The 17,567-nt window shown below is 45.4% G+C and carries 20 protein-coding genes; 18 read left to right on the top strand and 2 right to left on the bottom strand.

What is annotated here, in order from left to right:
- Positions 1-138 precede the first annotated feature (138 nt).
- Genes rpmH through JSU04_02115 form a run of 8 tightly spaced genes read left to right on the top strand, consistent with a single transcriptional unit; the run spans position 139 to position 7,008 of the window.
- Positions 139-288: a 50S ribosomal protein L34 gene (gene rpmH / locus JSU04_02150; protein MBS1969077.1), complete on the top strand. Its 150-nt coding sequence runs from the start codon at positions 139-141 to the stop codon at positions 286-288.
- A complete protein-coding gene (locus JSU04_02145; GenBank protein ID MBS1969076.1) occupies positions 278-649 on the top strand; it encodes a ribonuclease P protein component in 372 nt (123 codons plus the stop codon). Before rpmH ends, JSU04_02145 begins: the two co-directional genes overlap by 11 nt.
- The gene (yidD, locus tag JSU04_02140) at positions 591-893 is read left to right on the top strand and encodes a membrane protein insertion efficiency factor YidD (GenBank protein MBS1969075.1); all 303 of its coding nucleotides are present in this window, start codon (positions 591-593) and stop codon (positions 891-893) included. Before JSU04_02145 ends, yidD begins: the two co-directional genes overlap by 59 nt.
- The gene (gene yidC, locus JSU04_02135) at positions 877-2,490 is read left to right on the top strand and encodes a membrane protein insertase YidC (GenBank protein ID MBS1969074.1); all 1,614 of its coding nucleotides are present in this window, start codon (positions 877-879) and stop codon (positions 2,488-2,490) included. Before yidD ends, yidC begins: the two co-directional genes overlap by 17 nt.
- 9 nt (positions 2,491-2,499) lie before the next feature.
- On the top strand, positions 2,500-3,060 hold the full coding sequence (locus JSU04_02130; GenBank protein ID MBS1969073.1) for a hypothetical protein: 561 nt from the start codon (positions 2,500-2,502) through the stop codon (positions 3,058-3,060).
- A gap of 6 nt (positions 3,061-3,066) precedes the next feature.
- Positions 3,067-4,467 (top strand): tRNA uridine-5-carboxymethylaminomethyl(34) synthesis GTPase MnmE, encoded by a 1,401-nt coding sequence (gene mnmE / locus JSU04_02125; GenBank protein MBS1969072.1) that lies wholly within the window; start codon positions 3,067-3,069, stop codon positions 4,465-4,467.
- Positions 4,468-4,469: 2 nt separating this feature from the next.
- Positions 4,470-6,377: a tRNA uridine-5-carboxymethylaminomethyl(34) synthesis enzyme MnmG gene (mnmG, locus tag JSU04_02120; GenBank protein MBS1969071.1), complete on the top strand. Its 1,908-nt coding sequence runs from the start codon at positions 4,470-4,472 to the stop codon at positions 6,375-6,377.
- Complete coding sequence (locus JSU04_02115; protein MBS1969070.1) at positions 6,349-7,008, top strand: class I SAM-dependent methyltransferase; 660 nt, start codon at positions 6,349-6,351, stop codon at positions 7,006-7,008. Before mnmG ends, JSU04_02115 begins: the two co-directional genes overlap by 29 nt.
- A 31-nt stretch (positions 7,009-7,039) precedes the next feature.
- On the opposite strand, the gene JSU04_02110 is transcribed toward JSU04_02115, so the two are convergent.
- The gene (locus JSU04_02110; GenBank protein ID MBS1969069.1) at positions 7,040-7,627 is read right to left on the bottom strand and encodes a hypothetical protein; all 588 of its coding nucleotides are present in this window, start codon (positions 7,625-7,627) and stop codon (positions 7,040-7,042) included.
- Positions 7,628-7,690: 63 nt separating this feature from the next.
- On the opposite strand from JSU04_02110, the gene JSU04_02105 reads away from it, so the two are divergent.
- The 10 genes from JSU04_02105 to atpC all read left to right on the top strand — a co-directional run bounded on the left by JSU04_02105 (position 7,691) and on the right by atpC (position 15,843).
- Positions 7,691-8,503, top strand: coding sequence for a ParA family protein (locus JSU04_02105; GenBank protein ID MBS1969068.1), 813 nt, complete (start codon positions 7,691-7,693; stop codon positions 8,501-8,503).
- Positions 8,496-9,563: a ParB/RepB/Spo0J family partition protein gene (locus JSU04_02100; GenBank protein ID MBS1969067.1), complete on the top strand. Its 1,068-nt coding sequence runs from the start codon at positions 8,496-8,498 to the stop codon at positions 9,561-9,563. Before JSU04_02105 ends, JSU04_02100 begins: the two co-directional genes overlap by 8 nt.
- Positions 9,551-9,916, top strand: coding sequence for a polymer-forming cytoskeletal protein (locus JSU04_02095; protein ID MBS1969066.1), 366 nt, complete (start codon positions 9,551-9,553; stop codon positions 9,914-9,916). Before JSU04_02100 ends, JSU04_02095 begins: the two co-directional genes overlap by 13 nt.
- 106 nt (positions 9,917-10,022) lie before the next feature.
- Positions 10,023-10,457 (top strand): ATP synthase F0 subunit B, encoded by a 435-nt coding sequence (locus JSU04_02090; protein MBS1969065.1) that lies wholly within the window; start codon positions 10,023-10,025, stop codon positions 10,455-10,457.
- Between the two features lie 8 nt (positions 10,458-10,465).
- Positions 10,466-11,035 carry an ATP synthase F0 subunit B gene (locus tag JSU04_02085; protein ID MBS1969064.1) on the top strand — a complete coding sequence of 190 codons (570 nt, stop codon included), beginning with the start codon at positions 10,466-10,468 and terminating at the stop codon, positions 11,033-11,035.
- Positions 11,032-11,580, top strand: coding sequence for an ATP synthase F1 subunit delta (gene atpH, locus JSU04_02080; GenBank protein MBS1969063.1), 549 nt, complete (start codon positions 11,032-11,034; stop codon positions 11,578-11,580). Before JSU04_02085 ends, atpH begins: the two co-directional genes overlap by 4 nt.
- 2 nt (positions 11,581-11,582) lie before the next feature.
- Positions 11,583-13,106, top strand: a complete 1,524-nt coding sequence (locus JSU04_02075; GenBank protein MBS1969062.1) for a F0F1 ATP synthase subunit alpha — start codon at positions 11,583-11,585, stop codon at positions 13,104-13,106.
- Between the two features lie 12 nt (positions 13,107-13,118).
- Positions 13,119-14,000: an ATP synthase F1 subunit gamma gene (gene atpG / locus JSU04_02070; protein ID MBS1969061.1), complete on the top strand. Its 882-nt coding sequence runs from the start codon at positions 13,119-13,121 to the stop codon at positions 13,998-14,000.
- A 16-nt stretch (positions 14,001-14,016) separates the two neighbouring features.
- Positions 14,017-15,423, top strand: a complete 1,407-nt coding sequence (gene atpD, locus JSU04_02065) for a F0F1 ATP synthase subunit beta (GenBank protein ID MBS1969060.1) — start codon at positions 14,017-14,019, stop codon at positions 15,421-15,423.
- 9 nt (positions 15,424-15,432) lie between these two features.
- Entirely contained in the window at positions 15,433-15,843 is a 411-nt protein-coding gene (gene atpC, locus JSU04_02060) for an ATP synthase F1 subunit epsilon (protein MBS1969059.1), read from the top strand.
- Positions 15,844-15,929: 86 nt separating this feature from the next.
- On the opposite strand, the gene JSU04_02055 is transcribed toward atpC, so the two are convergent.
- Positions 15,930-17,492: a glycoside hydrolase family 3 protein gene (locus JSU04_02055; GenBank protein MBS1969058.1), complete on the bottom strand. Its 1,563-nt coding sequence runs from the start codon at positions 17,490-17,492 to the stop codon at positions 15,930-15,932.
- Positions 17,493-17,567 lie beyond the last annotated feature (75 nt).

Here is a 17,567-nt window from a genome sequence, read left to right as displayed (position 1 = left end):
CGCGCCAAAAATCTTTAGCAGGGCCTGTCGAAGTTTTCAACAGTTGACCTTATTGCTGCATTGTGATTAATTCGGCGTCCACCTAAAAGAGTGGCAGGACGTCCTAAAGCGTCAAAAATGTTTCACCAGGAGTTGAAAATGAAACGTACTTACCAACCATCTAATCGTCGTCGTAAAAACAAACACGGTTTCCGCGCTAGAATGGCTACTAAAGCTGGTACAGATGTTATCTCTCGCCGTCGTGCAAAAGGAAGAAAACGTTTAACGGTTTCAACTGGTGGAAAATAGTCGACCCGTTGTAATTAAACGAAGTTCCGAATTTCTCTCTCTTAAAAAGACTGGAAAAAGAGCCTGGCCAACGAAATGGCTCCTTTTGAACTACTCAAAAAAGGGTCCAAAAGGGCTACATTTTGGCGTGACTGCAAGCCGTAAAGTCGGCTCTGCAGTTGTGCGCAATAAATTGAAGCGTTGGGCACGGGAATACTTTAGGGACTTCGTTGATAGGTCGAACCAGACAGGATCGCCGATTGACGTCTCCATCAACATTATCTTTAAACCCATCGACCAGGGCTTTTATAAAGGACTCAAATATGACGAGTTCAAAAAAGCCATGGACACCGGTCTTGAGATTCTTTCAAAGTCTTCCTAAGTCTTTGCTACTTTTGTTCGTAGCAACTTATAGGACTCTTGGGACAACTCATATGGGTGGAACTTGCCGTTTCACTCCGAGTTGCTCTGAATATGCTGTTGAAGCCATCAAAACTCACAACTTCTTCTCTGCGATTTATTTAATCAGTAAAAGAATTTTGAAATGCCGTCCTGGCGGAACTTTTGGTTTTGATCCGGTTCCGACTTGTGGCTGCACAGGAGATGCCCATGCAAGAGCAAAATAAAAGCTCGTTCTTTGATCCTAAAACCATTCTCGCTCTCGTTCTTGTTGGCGCCGTATGGTTTGGCTGGCAAACTTACCTCACTAAAAAGTACCCGAACTACAACAAGCCGGCTCAAAAAACCGCAACAACTGAAACGACGACTACAGCAGCACCTACGACAGGTGAAACCACTGTAGGAACTCCAGGTCAAACGGTCGAAACTAAATCGACACCTGGCCAAGTTGTCGCTGAAAAATCCTTCGACTTTAAAGACGACAATATTTCATTCACAATCACGAATCACGGGATGGGTTTGAAGAATGTCGTACTTAATAAGTATGTCGATTACGATAAAAACCCTATTAAAGTCGGCCAATCAGATACTGAATCTCTCTTTGAATTAAAGCTCGCGGCGCAAGCAGCTCCCGTGAACTTCGACCTTAAAGAAGAAGCTCCAGGTCAGTACGTGGGAACCGCCCAGGTGGGTGAATCCACTGTGACTCGTACTTTGAAGTACGACGTTGAGAAACAGGCTTTCACGAATAAAGTTGTGATTGAAAAACCATCAGCTGAAATTGCTCAAGGTGTAACTTTGGTTATCCCTGAGAAAGTAACCGTACCTCAATCAACTTCATTCTTAATGCCTTCTTATCAGCACCAAGATTTCTTCGTAAAACACAATGGTGGTAAATCTGAAACTGTGAACTTCAGCTCTGCAAAAGAGAATGTTGCGAAATCATTCCCACAAGTTTCTTTACTCTCCGCAAGCACTCAGTATTTCTCAGCGGCGATCGTTGATAAGTCTGAAATCATTCCAGAGACAGCTTTGCATTCAAACGTTGCTGCTAAAACAGCTTATGCGGAGTTAATCTATAAGCCAGCGCAAGCAAGCCAAACAATTGCATTAGAACAAATTCTTTATGCAGGCCCTAAATCTATCGAGACTTTGAAAGCCATCGACCCAGAATTACCTAGCATTATTGACCATGGTTTCTTTGGTTTCATCGCTCGCCCTTTGCTTTACATTATGAAGGCATTCTACACAGTTGTTGGTAACTGGGGTCTTGCGATTATTTGTCTTACTTTGCTCGTGCGTCTTTGCGTTCTTCCATTTGCCTTGATGTCTGCAAAATCAATGAAGGCGATGCAAGAGATTCAGCCTTTGTTGCAGACTTTGCGTGAGAAATATAAAGACGACCCAATGGCTTTGAACCGCGAAACAATGGCGTTGATGAAAGAACATAAAGCAAATCCAATCGGTGGTTGCTTACCAATGCTTCTTCAAATCCCTGTGTTCTTCGCTCTTTATCGCGTTATCGGCTCTAGCATCGAGCTTTATCATTCTCCGTTCTATGGATGGATCCATGATTTGAGTTCTGCAGATAAGTTCTATGTATTACCGATCTTGATGGGTGGAACCATGTTCTTACAACAGAAGATGACTCCAACCACGATGGATCCAGCACAAGCGAAGATCATGGCTTTCTTGCCGTTGGTTTTCATTCTATTCATGCTTCAACTTCCGAGCGGATTGACCCTTTATATGACGGTCAGTGCGATCTTCGGTATTACTCAACAATTCTTTTTCTTAAGAGACTCAAAAAAAGCGACTGCCTAGGAGGAAATAATGGCCGGATTTTTTAGTAAACTGTTTGGCGGCAAAAGCAAAAGTTCTGGTGGCGAAGTAGAAACCCTCGTTCACGACACCTTGACTGGTATTATTGAAAAAGGACAATTCGATCTTTCATTCAAAATTAACTACGAGAAAGAGTCAGACACGGAAGGTGTTTTGGCGATCGAATTCTCTGGTTCTGATGAAGAGCTTTTGAAAGATAAAAAAGGACAAATGTTGGATGCTTTCCAATTGTTCTTGAAACGCGTTGTTCAGCACAATTTCCCAGAAGATAAAACAAACATCACAGTAGACTGTGGTGGCTACCGTGATGAATCTGCGGCAGCTCTTATTGAGCGCGCTGAAAACTTGAAAACAATCGCGATCGAGCAAGGTAAGTCTGTGTACTACCGCGCTCTTCCTCCGAAAGATCGCAAAGTTGTTCACCAATACTTGGCTCAAGACCCACGCGTAAAAAGCCGTTCTTTGGGCGAAGGCCTTTATAAGAAAATCAAAATCTACCCAGCGAAGGGCGCTAATAACAACGCTCAAGCTCAAGAGACTGCTGGAGAATAGCAGTCTATGTACGGTGGCGACAGAGACTCCCAAACGATCTGTGCGGTGTCCACACCTCACGGTGTAGGTGGGATCTCTGTTATCCGCGTATCCGGGCCCCACGCCCTTGAAGTCACCCGCAAAATTGCGGGTTTTTTACCTTCTAAAGTGGAAACTCATCGAGTTTATTTCGGCACTCTTCATGACTCTCACGCTCACGAAGACATCGATGAAGTGCTGGTCACTTACTTTCAAAAAGGCAGATCATTTACGGGAGAAGAAACTCTCGAGATTTCTTGCCATGGAAACCCGCAAATCTGTCAGAACATTTTAAATCTTCTCATCGCCGGTGGAGCTCGCAGTGCTGATAAAGGCGAGTTCACTTATCGTTCTTTCATGAACGGCAATGTGGATCTAGTTCAGGCAGAAAGCGTCTTGGCCTTGATTGAAAGCCAAAGTGATAAAGCCCAAAAGCTCGCTCTCAGACAGTTGAAAGGTCAGCTTTCTCAGAAGCTCGAAGGCATTGAAAATGATGTGACTTGGCTGATGGCCCATATGGAAGCCGGCATTGATTTTTCGACCGAGGGCCTTGAGCTCATTTCTAACGATGTCGTTATAAACCGCCTTCAGGATGTTGAAGAGGGGCTTAAATCCCTAGTTCAATCCTATAAAGCGGGGCGCATTCTCAAAGATGGTGTCCGCATTGCTTTGGCGGGCCGCCCGAATGTGGGTAAATCGAGCCTGTTAAACCTCTTCCTGGAAGAGGAGCGCGCCATTGTCACGGACGTGGCAGGGACGACCCGGGATGTGATCTCCGGGGACACCCAGTTTAATGGCCTTAAATTCACGTTTTTAGACACGGCGGGGATTCGCAACCATACATCTGACATCGTTGAGCAGATCGGCATTAAAAAGAGCCGGGAAGCCCATACAGAGGCTGATGTCGTGCTTTTTGTCTTTGATCTCACTACGGGTATTCAGCCAGAGGATGAGGAGCTCTTAAAGCAGCTCGCCAAAACAAACCTCTTTGTGATTGGCAATAAGGCGGACCTCGTGAAAGAGCCGACTCAGACGCCTGGGTTTGAAAAACTTACCCAATACGCGGATTTCGCCAAGAGAAACCTTTTCTTTGTCAGCGCTCTCGATCAAAATGCCAGAGCGTTGATTTTGAAAGAGATTTCGGGTCGTTTCTCGCAGACGGATCTTCAGGATTACGTCTTACTTTCGAATGCTCGTCACTATGAGAACCTTTCGAAGGCCCTTTCAAACATCGTTCGCTGTCAGCAGTTGCTGAAAGAGGGTCTTGGTTCTGAATTCTTAGCAATTGAACTCAAAGAAGCTTTGATTGCTGTCCAAGAAACTCTCGGTAAACGCTTCGACGACCAAGTAATGGATCGTGTGTTTAAAGAGTTTTGTCTCGGAAAATAATTATGAGTATGTCCCAATATGATGTCATTGTAGTCGGTGCCGGCCACGCCGGAGTAGAAGCATGTCTTGCATCTGCACGCTTGGGCTTGAACACGCTTGTAGTTACGACAAATTTAGATCGCATCGCTTACATGAGCTGCAATCCTTCGATCGGTGGTCTTGCAAAAGGCCATATGGTTCGCGAGATTGATGTGCTTGGCGGTCAAATGGGTCTGGCGGCCGATGAAACTTGCATTCAATTTAAACGCCTGAATGCCAGCAAGGGTCCCGCGGTTCGCGGCACTCGTGTTCAGTCTGATAAGCAGCTTTACTCTCAGTACATGACTGAGCAACTTCGCAATCATCCAAATATTTCTTTGCTTCAAGGTGAAGTAAAACGCCTGATTTTGGAAAAAGATCTGTGTGTGGGCGTGGTTTTGCAAGATGGCTCTGAAATCCGCTCAAAAGCAACGGTGATTACGGCCGGAACTTTCATGAACGGAGTTATGCATATTGGTCTGACTCAGACACCTGGTGGCCGAGTAGGGGATAAAGCCTCTATCGGTCTTTCAAATCAGCTCGCAGATTTCGGGTTCACAGTTCGCCGCCTAAAAACGGGCACTCCCGCGCGTCTTCATAAAGATTCCATCGATTGGAGTAAGACTTTGCCTCAGTACGGGGATGAAAAGTTCTATCCATTTAGTTTCCGCTCTGAAAGGCAGTTCAAACTTCCGCAAGTGGCTTGTTACTTGTCCCGCACTTCTGAGAAGACCCATGAAATCATTCGTGCGAATCTCGATAAATCTCCTATGTTCTGTGGCAACATTGAAGGCACTGGACCAAGGTATTGCCCAAGTATCGAAGATAAAGTCACACGCTTCGCGGACAAAGACAGCCACCAAACCTTCTTAGAACCCGAAGGTCTGAATACAGATCTGATTTATCTCCAAGGGATTTCGACAAGTTTGCCGGAAGAGGTTCAGTACGAATTTTTGAAAACCATTCCGGGGTTAGAGAACGTAAAAATCGTTCGTCCAGGTTATGCGGTCGAGTATGATTTCATCGAGCCGACCCAAATCTGGCATCGCCTTGAAACACGAACCATCCGCCAACTTTTCTTAGCAGGTCAAATCAACGGAACCTCTGGTTACGAAGAAGCCGGTGCTCAAGGTTTGATTGCCGGCGTGAATGCCGCGCACTCTGTTTTGGGCCGAGAAGAATTTGTTCTCGGCCGCGACCAAGCTTACATCGGGGTCCTCATCGATGACTTGGTAACCAAAGGAACAAACGAGCCTTATCGCATGTTTACTTCCAGAGCCGAACATCGTCTTGTTCTAAGAGAAGATAATACTATCGATCGCTTAGGTGAGGTCGCTATCGGTGCTGGTTTAGTAAATCCTGAGTCTATTCAGTCACTCAGAAATTTAAAAGAACGCCGCTCGACAATGATCGAGAAATTACGCTCAGAACGGCTCTTTCCGGTGGCTGAAACGCAGGAAAAGCTCACGGCTTTGGGCACTTCAGTTTTACTAAAACCCGTTAGTTTCGAAGAGTTATTACGTCGTCCTGAGATTTCTTGTTCTACGTTGCAAGACTTTGGTTTTGAGATGGATTTGGATCCGAATGTGTCTGAGCCGGTCGAAATCGAAGTGAAGTACTCGGGCTACGTAAAAAGACAGATGGAACTTATCGAGCAGTCCAAACGTCTTGAAGAATTGCGTCTCCCAGAAGAACTTTCTTACAAAGAAATTCGCGGGCTTTCGAACGAAGAGGTCACAAAACTTTCGCAAGTTAAGCCACGTACCTTAGGCCAAGCTCAACGCATAAGTGGTGTTAATCCATCAGCGATTCAAGCTATAATGATCTATCTTAAAGGTCACAAAAAGCTGAAAGAGGTCGCTCTTGGCGGAGAATCAAGAATTACCAACTAGTCACTGGCGTATGGAAACCTGGTTCCCAGACTTGAGTCCAGAGATCCAGAAGCAGTTTAAAATCTACAACGAAGAGCTCACTAAATTTAATAAGACATTAAGTTTGGTTTCTCCAAAGACAATTCCCATGGCCGATGCACTTCATTTTGCTGATAGCATTTTGGCTTCACGCGTTATTGCAAAATCAAATTCACGCATGACTGAAATCTATGACCTTAGTATGGGGAACGGCTTTCCGGGCCTTGTTTTTGCGATTTTGAACCCGAAAGTAAAAGTCCATGTCGTAGATCCAGATCAGCGCAAGTGTGAGTTTTTAAAACACATCATTGCAGTTGCTCAGATTCCGAATGCAGATGTTTTAAATGTTAAGCCAGATACCTTAAAGGAAGGCACCGTTCAGTATGTTATGACTCGCGGATTTGCCTCAATTTCAAAAGTGATTCTTCTTCTTCGTAAGATTGTTCCAAAGGGCGGTATTGTGTACCACCTTAAGGGCGAACAGTGGGGTATGGAGGTTTCTGAAATTCCGATTCAGCTTTGCTCTCTTTGGACACCAGGATTGGTAGGGGAATACCGCCTGCCGATCGGAGAAGTTAAGTTTTCAGTGATTAAAACAGATAAATTAGCCTGATTTGTTCCACGTAGAACATTTTTAGCCCGAATTATTCGCCTTTTGGCTCAGATTCGGGTTTTTTTGCGCCTTTTTCACCTTTTTCACCGCCTTTTGCGCCGTCAGAGGCGATGCCGCGGTCTTTTTCATAGGCTTTTACGCGCTTGCGGGAGTCCCAGCCGCCATCTACACGGGCCGAGAGTTTATACTGCTTGTAGGCCGCGAGTTCCTCTTCTGTAGGCCAAGGCTTGCCGGCTTTGAAGGCTTTAAGATATTCGGTCTTCGTGTAGTGCATTCTATCGGCCGCTTTTATCTCGTAGTATTTAGCGAGCTGCTCGAGCTTCTGAACTCTTAATTCCGACTCGAAATAGCGCTTTTGGGCGTGTTTAATTTCACCTGTCTGGGGGACGGCCTTTTCAATATCCTTTTTAAAGCCCTCGAGCTTCTTTTTCTCAGATTCGGCCTCTTTCTTCACTTCACCAGCCTGGGTAGTGAGGTCTTGATAGATCTCATCAGCCAATTCCGGATTCGGATTGGGCTTATTACAGCCAAAAAGGCCGATTGTGATGAGTAGTAGGACGAAAATACGCATAATCACCCGATGTTCTACGTGGAACATCGGAATATTTGCGTAAAACATTAGGAAAAACTTGCCATCGTGAAAAAAATGCAGGACTTTTGATAAATCACGGAGGAATTGAGCATGGCTAAGACAATTTGCATAGCTAATCAAAAGGGTGGAGTAGGCAAAACTACCACTTCAGTGAATCTCTCTTCTGCTTTGGCATCTCTAGGTAAGAAAGTCCTACTCATCGACATGGATCCGCAAGGGAATGCATCCAGTGGTTTGGGTATCAAAAGATACGAGAGTCAGGATTCAAACGTCTATCACGTTTTGATCGGCGAAAGAGATATTCAAGAGACTATTCAAAAAACAAAAGATGAGAACCTTCAAGTAATCACTGCGAATCCAGATTTGGTAGGAGCAGAGATTGAGCTTGTTGACATGCCGCAGCGAGAATACAGACTAAAGTCTGCTATCGCAAGCATTGGCGATCTTTACGACTACGTCCTTATTGATTGCCCACCATCTTTGGGTCTTTTGACCCTGAATGCACTCACTGCTGCAGACAGTTTTTTGGTTCCACTTCAATGTGAATACTATGCGCTCGAAGGCTTGAGCCAACTTTTGAATACAGCAGGTTTGATTAAGAAAAATCTTAATCCGCAATTACATATAGAGGGCATCGTTCTCACGATGTTTGATACGAGAAATAATCTCAGCCACCAAGTTGTGACTGAAATTAAGAACCATTTCGGCGACAAAGTTTTCAATGCGATCATTCCAAGAAATGTTCGTTTGAGCGAGGCGCCTAGCCATGGTCAGTCCATCTTTGAATACGACCAAAAATCAATCGGCGCGACCAAGTACTACGATCTTGCCAAAGAAGTTGAGCAAAGAACCGCAGCGAAAGCGACCGAACAAAGACCGCAACAGGAGACTGTAAATGTCTGATTTGAATGCTGAAAACTCTAACAAAAAGAAGGGCCTAGGACGTGGCCTCGGATCTTTGTTGGGTGGAGGTCCTGCAGCCGAAGGTATGGCAAGCAAGACGATGGCCGATAATTTGGATACCCAAAAGGTTATCCAAAACAAGCCGGCTCAGAATTTTGCGGGTGCTTCTGCTAAGCCGGCTCCGGCTGCCGCTGCACCAACTGCTACGGTTGCAACCCCGGCTCCTGCGCCGGCAGCTGCTCCTATTAATACTGAGGGAAAAGTTTGGCAGGTTGCCATTGATAAGCTGGCTTCAGGTCAGTTTCAGCCTCGCAAAAGCTTTGAAAAAGAATCTCTGCAAGAGCTCGCACAATCTATTAAAGAGAACGGCATTCTTCAGCCAATCATCGCACGTAAAATCGCCGGTGGTCGCCTTGAGATCGTAGCCGGTGAGCGCCGCTGGAGAGCTGCGCAGTCTGCTGGGCTGCATGAAGTTCCTGTTTTAATTAAGAACTTTGATGACCAAGAGACTTTAGAGCTCGCGATCATCGAAAATATTCAACGTGAAGATTTGAATCCGATTGAAGAGGCCGAAGGTTACTTCCGTCTTATTAATGAGTTCAAAATGTCTCAACAACAAGTGGCAGATAAAGTGGGCCGCGATCGCGCAACTGTGGCGAATGCGGTTCGTTTGTTGTCCCTCCCTACAGAGGCACGAAAACTTATTATTGATGGCGAGCTTTCTGTCGGACATGCAAAGGTGCTTTTGTCTTTGCCGGATCCAAAGAAGCAAATTGAGTTCGCGAAGAAAGTAATTAGCGATAAACTTTCTGTGCGTAAGTTAGAGAAAATGGTGGCTGACGCTCAAAACCCAAGCTCCTCCCCAGAGCGTGAGTCGACCATCGATCAAAATGTGACGCAGAGACTCATTTCCGGCCTTTGCGACGAACTGCAAAAGATCCTAGGAACCAAGGTCAATATTGATTATGCTAATTCCAAGGGAAAAATCGCAGTTCATTTCTATTCAGATGATGAGCTGACTCAAATCGTGGATAGGTTGAAACAAGGATGGCAGAACTAAAAGCTCTTTCAAACAATGATGATTTTCTCACGGGTCACGTAACGTCTATATTAGATTACGGGACCCGCTTTGAGGGAAAACTCAGTTTTGAGGGCACCGTCCAAATCGGCGGCGAGTTCGTCGGTGAAATCTTTACTAATGATACGGTGGTAATTAACAACACCGCCAACATCCAAGCCCAAGTTGAGGCCGATACCATCATTATTTCTGGCCGCGTAGAGGGAAATCTCTTTGCCCGTCGCAGAGTTATAATGCACCCACCCGCAGTTTTTAAGGGCACCGTGACCTCGCCAAGTCTTCGAATCGACGAAGGGGTCGTATTTGAGGGTGCTTCGTACATGCCGAAGTCTTAGTCAAAGCCCTTTGTTTACGCTGATTTAAAGCTAGTTTCGCCTTGACCATTTATTTCCAAAAATGCTAATCCCGAGGTTCCAAAAAAACAGTAGGGATTTCAATAAAATGGAAATTATCCAACAATTAGGAATTAATGGCACCGCACTGATCCAGTTCGGGATCTTTATTTGTGCGTTCTTCTTTTTAAATCTGTATCTCTTTACGCCATATTATAAAGCTCTTGAAGAGCGCGAAAAGCGCACTTTGGGCGGCGAAGATTTGGCTCAAGAGTTCCAAAAAAAATCAACAGAGCTTCACTCTGAATACCAAACGAAGGCTAAAGAAGTGACGAAGAAAATCAAAGACATCTACGATGCTCATCGTACAGATGCTTTGAAAGAGTTCGATGCTCTTGTTGGTAAGGCTCGTTCTGATGCTGCTGCATTGCTCGAGGCGAACAATCAAAAAATCGCACAATCAATTCAAGCTACGACTGCGGCGTTAAGAGCTGAAACTACAAATGTATCTGTAGTAATCACTCAAAAGCTTTTGGGAAAGTAAGAGACAATATGAATAAGTGGATTCCGTTTCTTTTAGTACTTGGAACAAGCGCAGCTTTTGCCTCTGGCGGCGAACACCACGCTGAGGGCCCGGTTGAAGTTCCTAAAGTTGTTTTGTATCAAGCAATCAATGTCGCCATTTTGTTCGGCGGTCTTTTCTATTTCTTGAAAGGCACTGTTGTAAAATTCTACTCTGAGCGCAAATCTGGTTACTTGGCGGCTGCTCAAAAATCTCAAGCAGCTCGCGAAGCCGCTGAAAAGCAATTCGTAGATATCAAGCACAAGCTTGATCAATTGGAAGCTTCTCAAGACGACAGCCTTGCTCGCGCAAAAGCCGAAGCTAACGACATGAAGCAATCTCTGATTAAAGAAGCTCAAGAGCAGGCAGCTCGTATTAAAAATGAAGCTGAGCAAACTGCAAAAATTGAAATTCAAAAAGCTCAAACGCATCTTCGCGAGCAGCTTTTGAAAGACTCTTTGGAGGCGGCAAAAGCTGTTCTTTCTAAAGACATCGGTTCTGCTGATCACCAAAAACTTCAAAGCGAATTTGTTAATAAAGTACAGGCGGTAAATCCATGAAGATTTCTGAAGTCGCTCGTCGTTATGCTAAGGCCCTCATTGCCGTAGCAAAACAAAAAGGCCAAGCAGATCGCGTACAAAAAGAAGTAGCTTCTGTTGCTTCTGCATTTAAAGCAGATGCTCAGATCCAAGCTTACTTTGAAAACCCTCTCGTTACTCCAGAGCAAAAGAAAGCCGTTATTCAAAACACATTCGGCGGCAAAGGCTTGCTGGAAGAGGTTTTCAATCTGCTGCTTCTTCTGGTTGAGAAAAATCGCATTGGTGGCTTCGAAGAAATTGCGGCAGCTTACCAAGAGCAAATGGATGTTGAGCAAGGAATCACTCGTGGTTCTGTGAAGTCTGCAAAAGCTTTGTCTGACGAAGCTAAAAAAGACCTCGAGTCTCGCATCAACAAAATTTTGAACAAGAAAATCATCCTGACATACAAAGAAGATCCAACTCTCTTGGGCGGCGTTGTCGCTGAAGTGGGCGGATGGACATTTGATGACAGCATCGAAACACATTTAATTAAATTGAACGAAGAATTAAACAGGAGAGCCAACTAACCATGGAAACACAAATCCGTGCCGACGAGATCAGTCGCGTTCTTAAAGAGCAGATCAATCAGTATAATAAGAAAATCGAAGTTAGCGAAACCGGCAGCGTTCTCTCAGTAGGGGACGGGGTTGCGCGCGTATACGGTCTTGAAAACGTAATGGCGGGTGAGCTCGTTGAGTTCCCAGGCGAAATCTACGGAATGGTTCTGAATCTTGAAGAATCTTTCGTGGGTGTGGTTATCTTCGGTGAAGACCGTGGTATCAAAGAAGGCGACACTGTTAAACGTACTAAAAAAATCGTACAAGTTCCAGTGGGCGAAGCTCTTCTTGGTCGCGTAGTTGACGCTCTTGGTACTCCAATTGACGGCAGAGGCCCGATCACAACTCCACACACTCGCGTGGTTGAGTTGAAAGCTCCTGGTATCGTTTACCGTCATCCAGTTGAAGAATCTCTTGCAACAGGGATCAAAGCAATCGACGCCTTGATCCCAATCGGTCGTGGTCAGCGTGAGTTGATCATCGGTGACCGTCAAACTGGTAAAACTGCGATCGCAGTAGACACTATCATCAACCAAAAAGGTTTGGGCGTTCAGTGCTTCTACGTAGCTATCGGTCAAAAACAATCTACAGTAGCAGCCGTTGTTGAAAAACTCCGCGCAGCTGGCGCTCTTGAGTACACGACAGTTATTTCTGCAGGTGCTTCTGAACAAGCTCCATTGCAATTCTTGGCTGCGTACTCTGGTACAGCAATGGCGGAATACTTCCGCGATACTGGCCGCCATGCTTTGATCATCTATGATGATTTGACGAAACAAGCTCAAGCTTACCGTCAGTTGTCATTGCTCCTTCGTCGTCCTCCAGGACGTGAAGCGTATCCAGGCGACGTATTCTATCTCCACAGCCGTCTTTTGGAGCGTGCTGCGAAATTGTCTGCGGATAAAGGCGGCGGTTCTTTGACTGCATTGCCAATCATCGAGACTCAAGCGGGCGATATCTCTGCATACATCCCAACAAACGTGATCTCTATCACTGACGGTCAGATCTTCTTGGAAACGGACTTGTTCAATAAAGGTATCCGTCCAGCGATTTCTGTCGGTAAGTCAGTATCTCGCGTGGGTGGTGCCGCTCAGATTAAAGCGATGAAACAAGTTGCCGGTTCTTTGAAACTTGAACTTGCTCAGTTCCGCGCGATGGAAGCTTTCGCCGCGTTTGCTTCTGACCTCGATAAAGCGACTCAACAACAGTTGGCTCGTGGTCGTCGCTTGGTGGAAGTATTGAAACAAGGTCAATACTCTCCAGTTAAAGTTGAAGAGCAAATCGCGATGATCTTCGCAGCCGGTAACGGTTATGTGGATCAATATCCAGAAGCTGATGTTAAGAGATACGAAAAAGAGATGATCGAGTTCTTGAAACAGAAACACTCTCACGTACTTAAAAACATCGCTGAGAAAAAAGCTATGGCTGACGATATCAAGAAGACGCTTGTTGCGGCTCTTGAAGAGTTCAAAGCTGTTTTCCAACCTTCTACTAAGTAATAGGGTGCCGAAATGGCGAGTTTAAAGGATATCAGGGCTCGTATCGAGTCCACTAAAAATACGCAGCAGATTACAAAGGCGATGAAACTCGTCTCTGCTGCGAAATTACGTAAGGCGCAGAATAATATTCAAAATATGCGTCCTTACGCTCTTACTTTGCGAAAAGTAATTGCTGATATCGCTATCACTAACAAAGTTTCTCACCCTCTGATGGAACAAAAACCAGAAGTTAAAAAAGTTCTTTTGGTTGTTTTGACTTCAGATCGTGGTCTTTGCGGTGGTTTCAATGCGAGCATCAACAAATTCGCAGAGAACTATTATAAGCAAAATGTAAAAAGCTACGAAAAGATCGACTTCCTTTTCATCGGTCGTAAAGGGAATGATTACTTCACTAAGAAGGGCTACAAAGCCATCGATTCTATCACTCGCTTGGATAAGGACATTTCATATGACTTGGCTTCGCACGTGGCAGATCGCTTGATGAAGCAATATCTCTCTGGTGACTATGATGAGATTCGTTTGGTTTACAATGAGTTCAAATCAGCGATCTCTCAACAGGTTGTTTGTGAGACCCTTCTACCTATCGATGTTGAAAAAACTTCTTTCGACACGACTGGAACAGCAGTGGGCTTCTCTGTCGACATGATCTTCGAACCCGCTCCTCAACAAATCATTGAACAATTGTTGGTGAAGCACTTCGATCTTCAAGTATACAGAGTGATGTCAGAAAGCGTTGCCGCAGAACATGGTGCTCGTATGACTGCCATGGAGAATGCGACAAACAATGCGAAAGAGATGATCAACTCTTACACGCTGACATACAACAAATTGAGACAAGAAAAAATTACTACAGAATTAACAGAAATCGTGTCTGGCGCAGAAGCGCTGAAATAATTAGGAGCGTATGAAAATGGCTAACGGTAAAATCAAACAGGTGATGGGTCCGGTTGTCGACGTTGAGTTCGAAGGTGGCGAGCTTCCTCCCATCAACACTGCTCTCCGTGCAACAAACAAAGCAATCTCTGATAAAGAAGGCAATTTGACTCTTGAAATCGCGCAACATCTTGGTGATGGCGTGGTTCGTACTATCGCGATGGACTCTACAGAGGGTCTTGTTCGTGGTGAAAAAGTTGTGAGCACTGGTAACATGATCTTGGCGCCAGTAGGCCCTGAAGTTTTGGGTCGTATCATCAACGTTATCGGCGAGCCGGTAGACGAAGCTGGCCCGGTAAAAGCTAAAGACAACTGGCCAATCCACAGAGCGGCTCCTAAATTCGAAGACCAAGCCGTTGCAGCTGAAATGTTGATGACTGGTATCAAGGTCGTAGACTTGCTCGCTCCTTACGCTAAGGGTGGTAAGATCGGTTTGTTCGGTGGTGCCGGTGTAGGTAAAACCGTATTGATCCAAGAATTGATCCGCAACATCGCTACTGAGCACGGTGGTTACTCTGTATTCGCCGGCGTTGGTGAGCGTACTCGTGAAGGTAATGACTTGTGGGCTGAGATGAAACAATCAGGCGTTATCAACAAGACAGCGCTTGTTTTCGGTCAGATGAATGAACCACCTGGAGCACGTGCGCGTGTTGCTTTGACTGGTTTGACAGTTGCGGAATACTTCCGTGACGTAGAAAAACAAGACGTTCTTTTCTTCGTAGATAACATCTTCCGTTTCACTCAAGCGGGTGCCGAAGTGTCTGCGTTGTTGGGCCGTATCCCTTCTGCCGTGGGTTACCAACCTACATTGGCAACTGAGATGGGCGCGATGCAAGAGCGTATTACATCAACTAAATCTGGTTCTATCACTTCCGTACAAGCGGTTTACGTACCTGCCGATGACTACACGGATCCAGCTCCAGCGACGACGTTCACTCACTTGGATGCGACGACGAACTTGGACCGTGATATCGCTGCTATGGCGATCTTCCCGGCGGTTTCTCCGTTGACTTCAACTTCTCGTATCTTGGATCCACAAGTTGTTGGTGAAGCTCACTATAAAACAGCTCGTGACGTTCAAGCGATCCTCCAACGTTATAAAGAACTTCAAGATATCATCGCCATCCTTGGTATGGACGAGTTGTCTGAGGACGATAAGTTGGTTGTATCACGCGCTCGTAAGATCCAGCGTTTCTTGTCTCAGCCGTTCTTCGTTGCTGAGCAGTTCACGGGTCTTTCTGGTAAATACGTTGATATCAAAGACACTGTTAAAGGTTTCCGCGAAATCTTGGATGGTAAACACGATAGCTTGCCTGAACAGGCATTCTACATGGTTGGTACTATCGAAGAGGCTGTTGAAAAAGCTAAGAAGCTTCAGGCTTAAGGATAACTTATGTTTACATTAACACTCGTGACTCCGGAAAAAAGACTCGTTATCGATCAAGAAATTGAAGAGGTAACGGTTCCGGCTTTTAAAGGAGAACTAAATATTCTCCCTGGTCACGCTCCTTTGATCACTACGCTTGAGACTGGCATTTTGAGATACAAACTCAAAGGTCAAGCTGAGCAGAGAGTGGCAATCAGCTGGGGTTACTGCCAAGTAAGCCCACAAGGTGTGAACATCTTGGCTGAGTACGCTGCAGTTCCTGTTGATCTGCAAATCGAAGACCTCAAAAAAGCATTGGCTGAAGCTGAGCGCAAACTCAGCACTGAGTCTTTGGATGAAGAGCAATGGGCAGAGGCTCAAAGAGAAGTGGCGAAAGCTAGAACAGGAATGGAAATCTTTCCTGGCACTTGGACATAAGGTTCAAGTTTATATTAAAAAAAACGAAAAGCCCGGGTGATAAACCCGGGCTTTTTTATTCTGAATCCTCGTCACTATCGTTGTTGTCATTCGTTGGTGGCGAAGTCTCCAATCGCTCCTCGCCTGGCTAATGTGCGCAGATTGTCAGCGACTTTTTTTCCCGCCTCTGGATGAGGGAAATAGAGATTTACTACATTGAGAAACTTCTCGGAGTCAGGAATAAGGCTGGGCGTATTCAGGTTTACAACTAAGAATTTTTTCGCGATGGCCTTCGGCAGATTTTCTAATACCACAGCGGTTTTCCGGCCGTAGACCGCGTAAACGCCGTAGCTGCAAGAGGCCTTGGCCATCGAGTTGACAAGGCTTTGCGGCTTGGTTTTCGCTGTGGTTTTGATTGCCATCATCGGGAGATTCGACTTTTTAAACGAATCGATGAACTCCGTCATGGGCGAAAAGACACAGATAGGCTTTTTACTAGAGATCGACTTTTCAGGAATAGCGGCCGGAGCGCGATCATCGCCTGTGGTTGATTTTGCTTTTTGCATTGCCACTTTGATATTGAAATCAAGAATGCGAGACTCGATTTCACGAAGTTTTTTGGTAGAAAGAGCGATGACGCTCGGGCTTTTAATTCCACCGAGTTGGGGCGTTTTATCGTGGAGATACTTTTTAACTGCGAGAATACGTGCGACCTTTTCGTTGAGCTCCGCCATAGGGAGCTCGCCTTTTACGACGGCCTGTTTGACGTGCTCAATGGCCTTTGCCTGGTCTTTGAAGGACCAAGTCATCATGATGATATCTGCACCAGCTTTGAGGGCGCGAAGGCCAGCCTCATAGGGATTGCTAACTTCAGAGAGCCCCTTCATCTGAATATCGTCTGTAATTACAAGACCGTTATAGCCAATCTGCTTGCGCAGAATCTCTTTAATGATCTTAGGTGAAAGAGTCGCCGGCGTCTTTGTTGCATCTAGAGTCGGATAGCTAAAATGCGAGAGCATGATCGCTGTATTGCTGCCGAGTTTTGAAAACTCTTCGAAGGGTTTTAAATCTCGTTCATAAAGCGTTTCGGCAGAAGCTTTGTACTCCACAGTCTTTTTGTGTGGATCATCGTTGATCGAGCCAACACCTGGAAAGTGCTTTGCAGTTGGAATTACAGCCTCATCAAGCAAGCCCTTTGAGAGGGAAACGCCGATAGAACTGACGTTCTCAGCACTTGAACCGAAGGATCTGAGACCGATAAAACTATCGCTTTCAGGGCTACTGATATCAAGCACCGGCGCTAAGTTCATATTGAAACCGAGAATCCGAATGATCTTTGCGGTCTCTTGGCCGAGAGAAAGCGCAAGGGCGGAGTCTTGAGTTTGACCAATCGACATTGCACTCGGAATCGGTGGGCGAGTAGGAACGCGTGCAACTTGCCCACCTTCTTGATCGACGGCAATAAACGGTAACGTTTTCGTCGATTCCAGAGCGAGATTTTGCAATTTTGAATTCATCTGCGCAACTTGCGCGAGAGAAGAAATATTTCGCTTAAATAGAATGAAAGAAGAGATTTTATATTTTTTTACAAACGCTTCGAGTTGCGGATCAACACTTGTTTGTGGGAAGCCGATCAAAAAGAGCTGGCCCACCTTCTGATCGAGACTCATTTCCTCTACTGATGGAGGTGTCTGAGCTGTCACAAAGGCGGGAAATAGAAGCAAAATTAAAAAACCAATAACACC

The organism is Bdellovibrionales bacterium (assembly GCA_018266295.1).
Lineage (GTDB): Bacteria > Bdellovibrionota > Bdellovibrionia > Bdellovibrionales > Bdellovibrionaceae > JACMRP01.
Note: the sequence above shows the minus strand (reverse complement) of the source record. Positions and strands in the feature narration are given on the sequence as shown.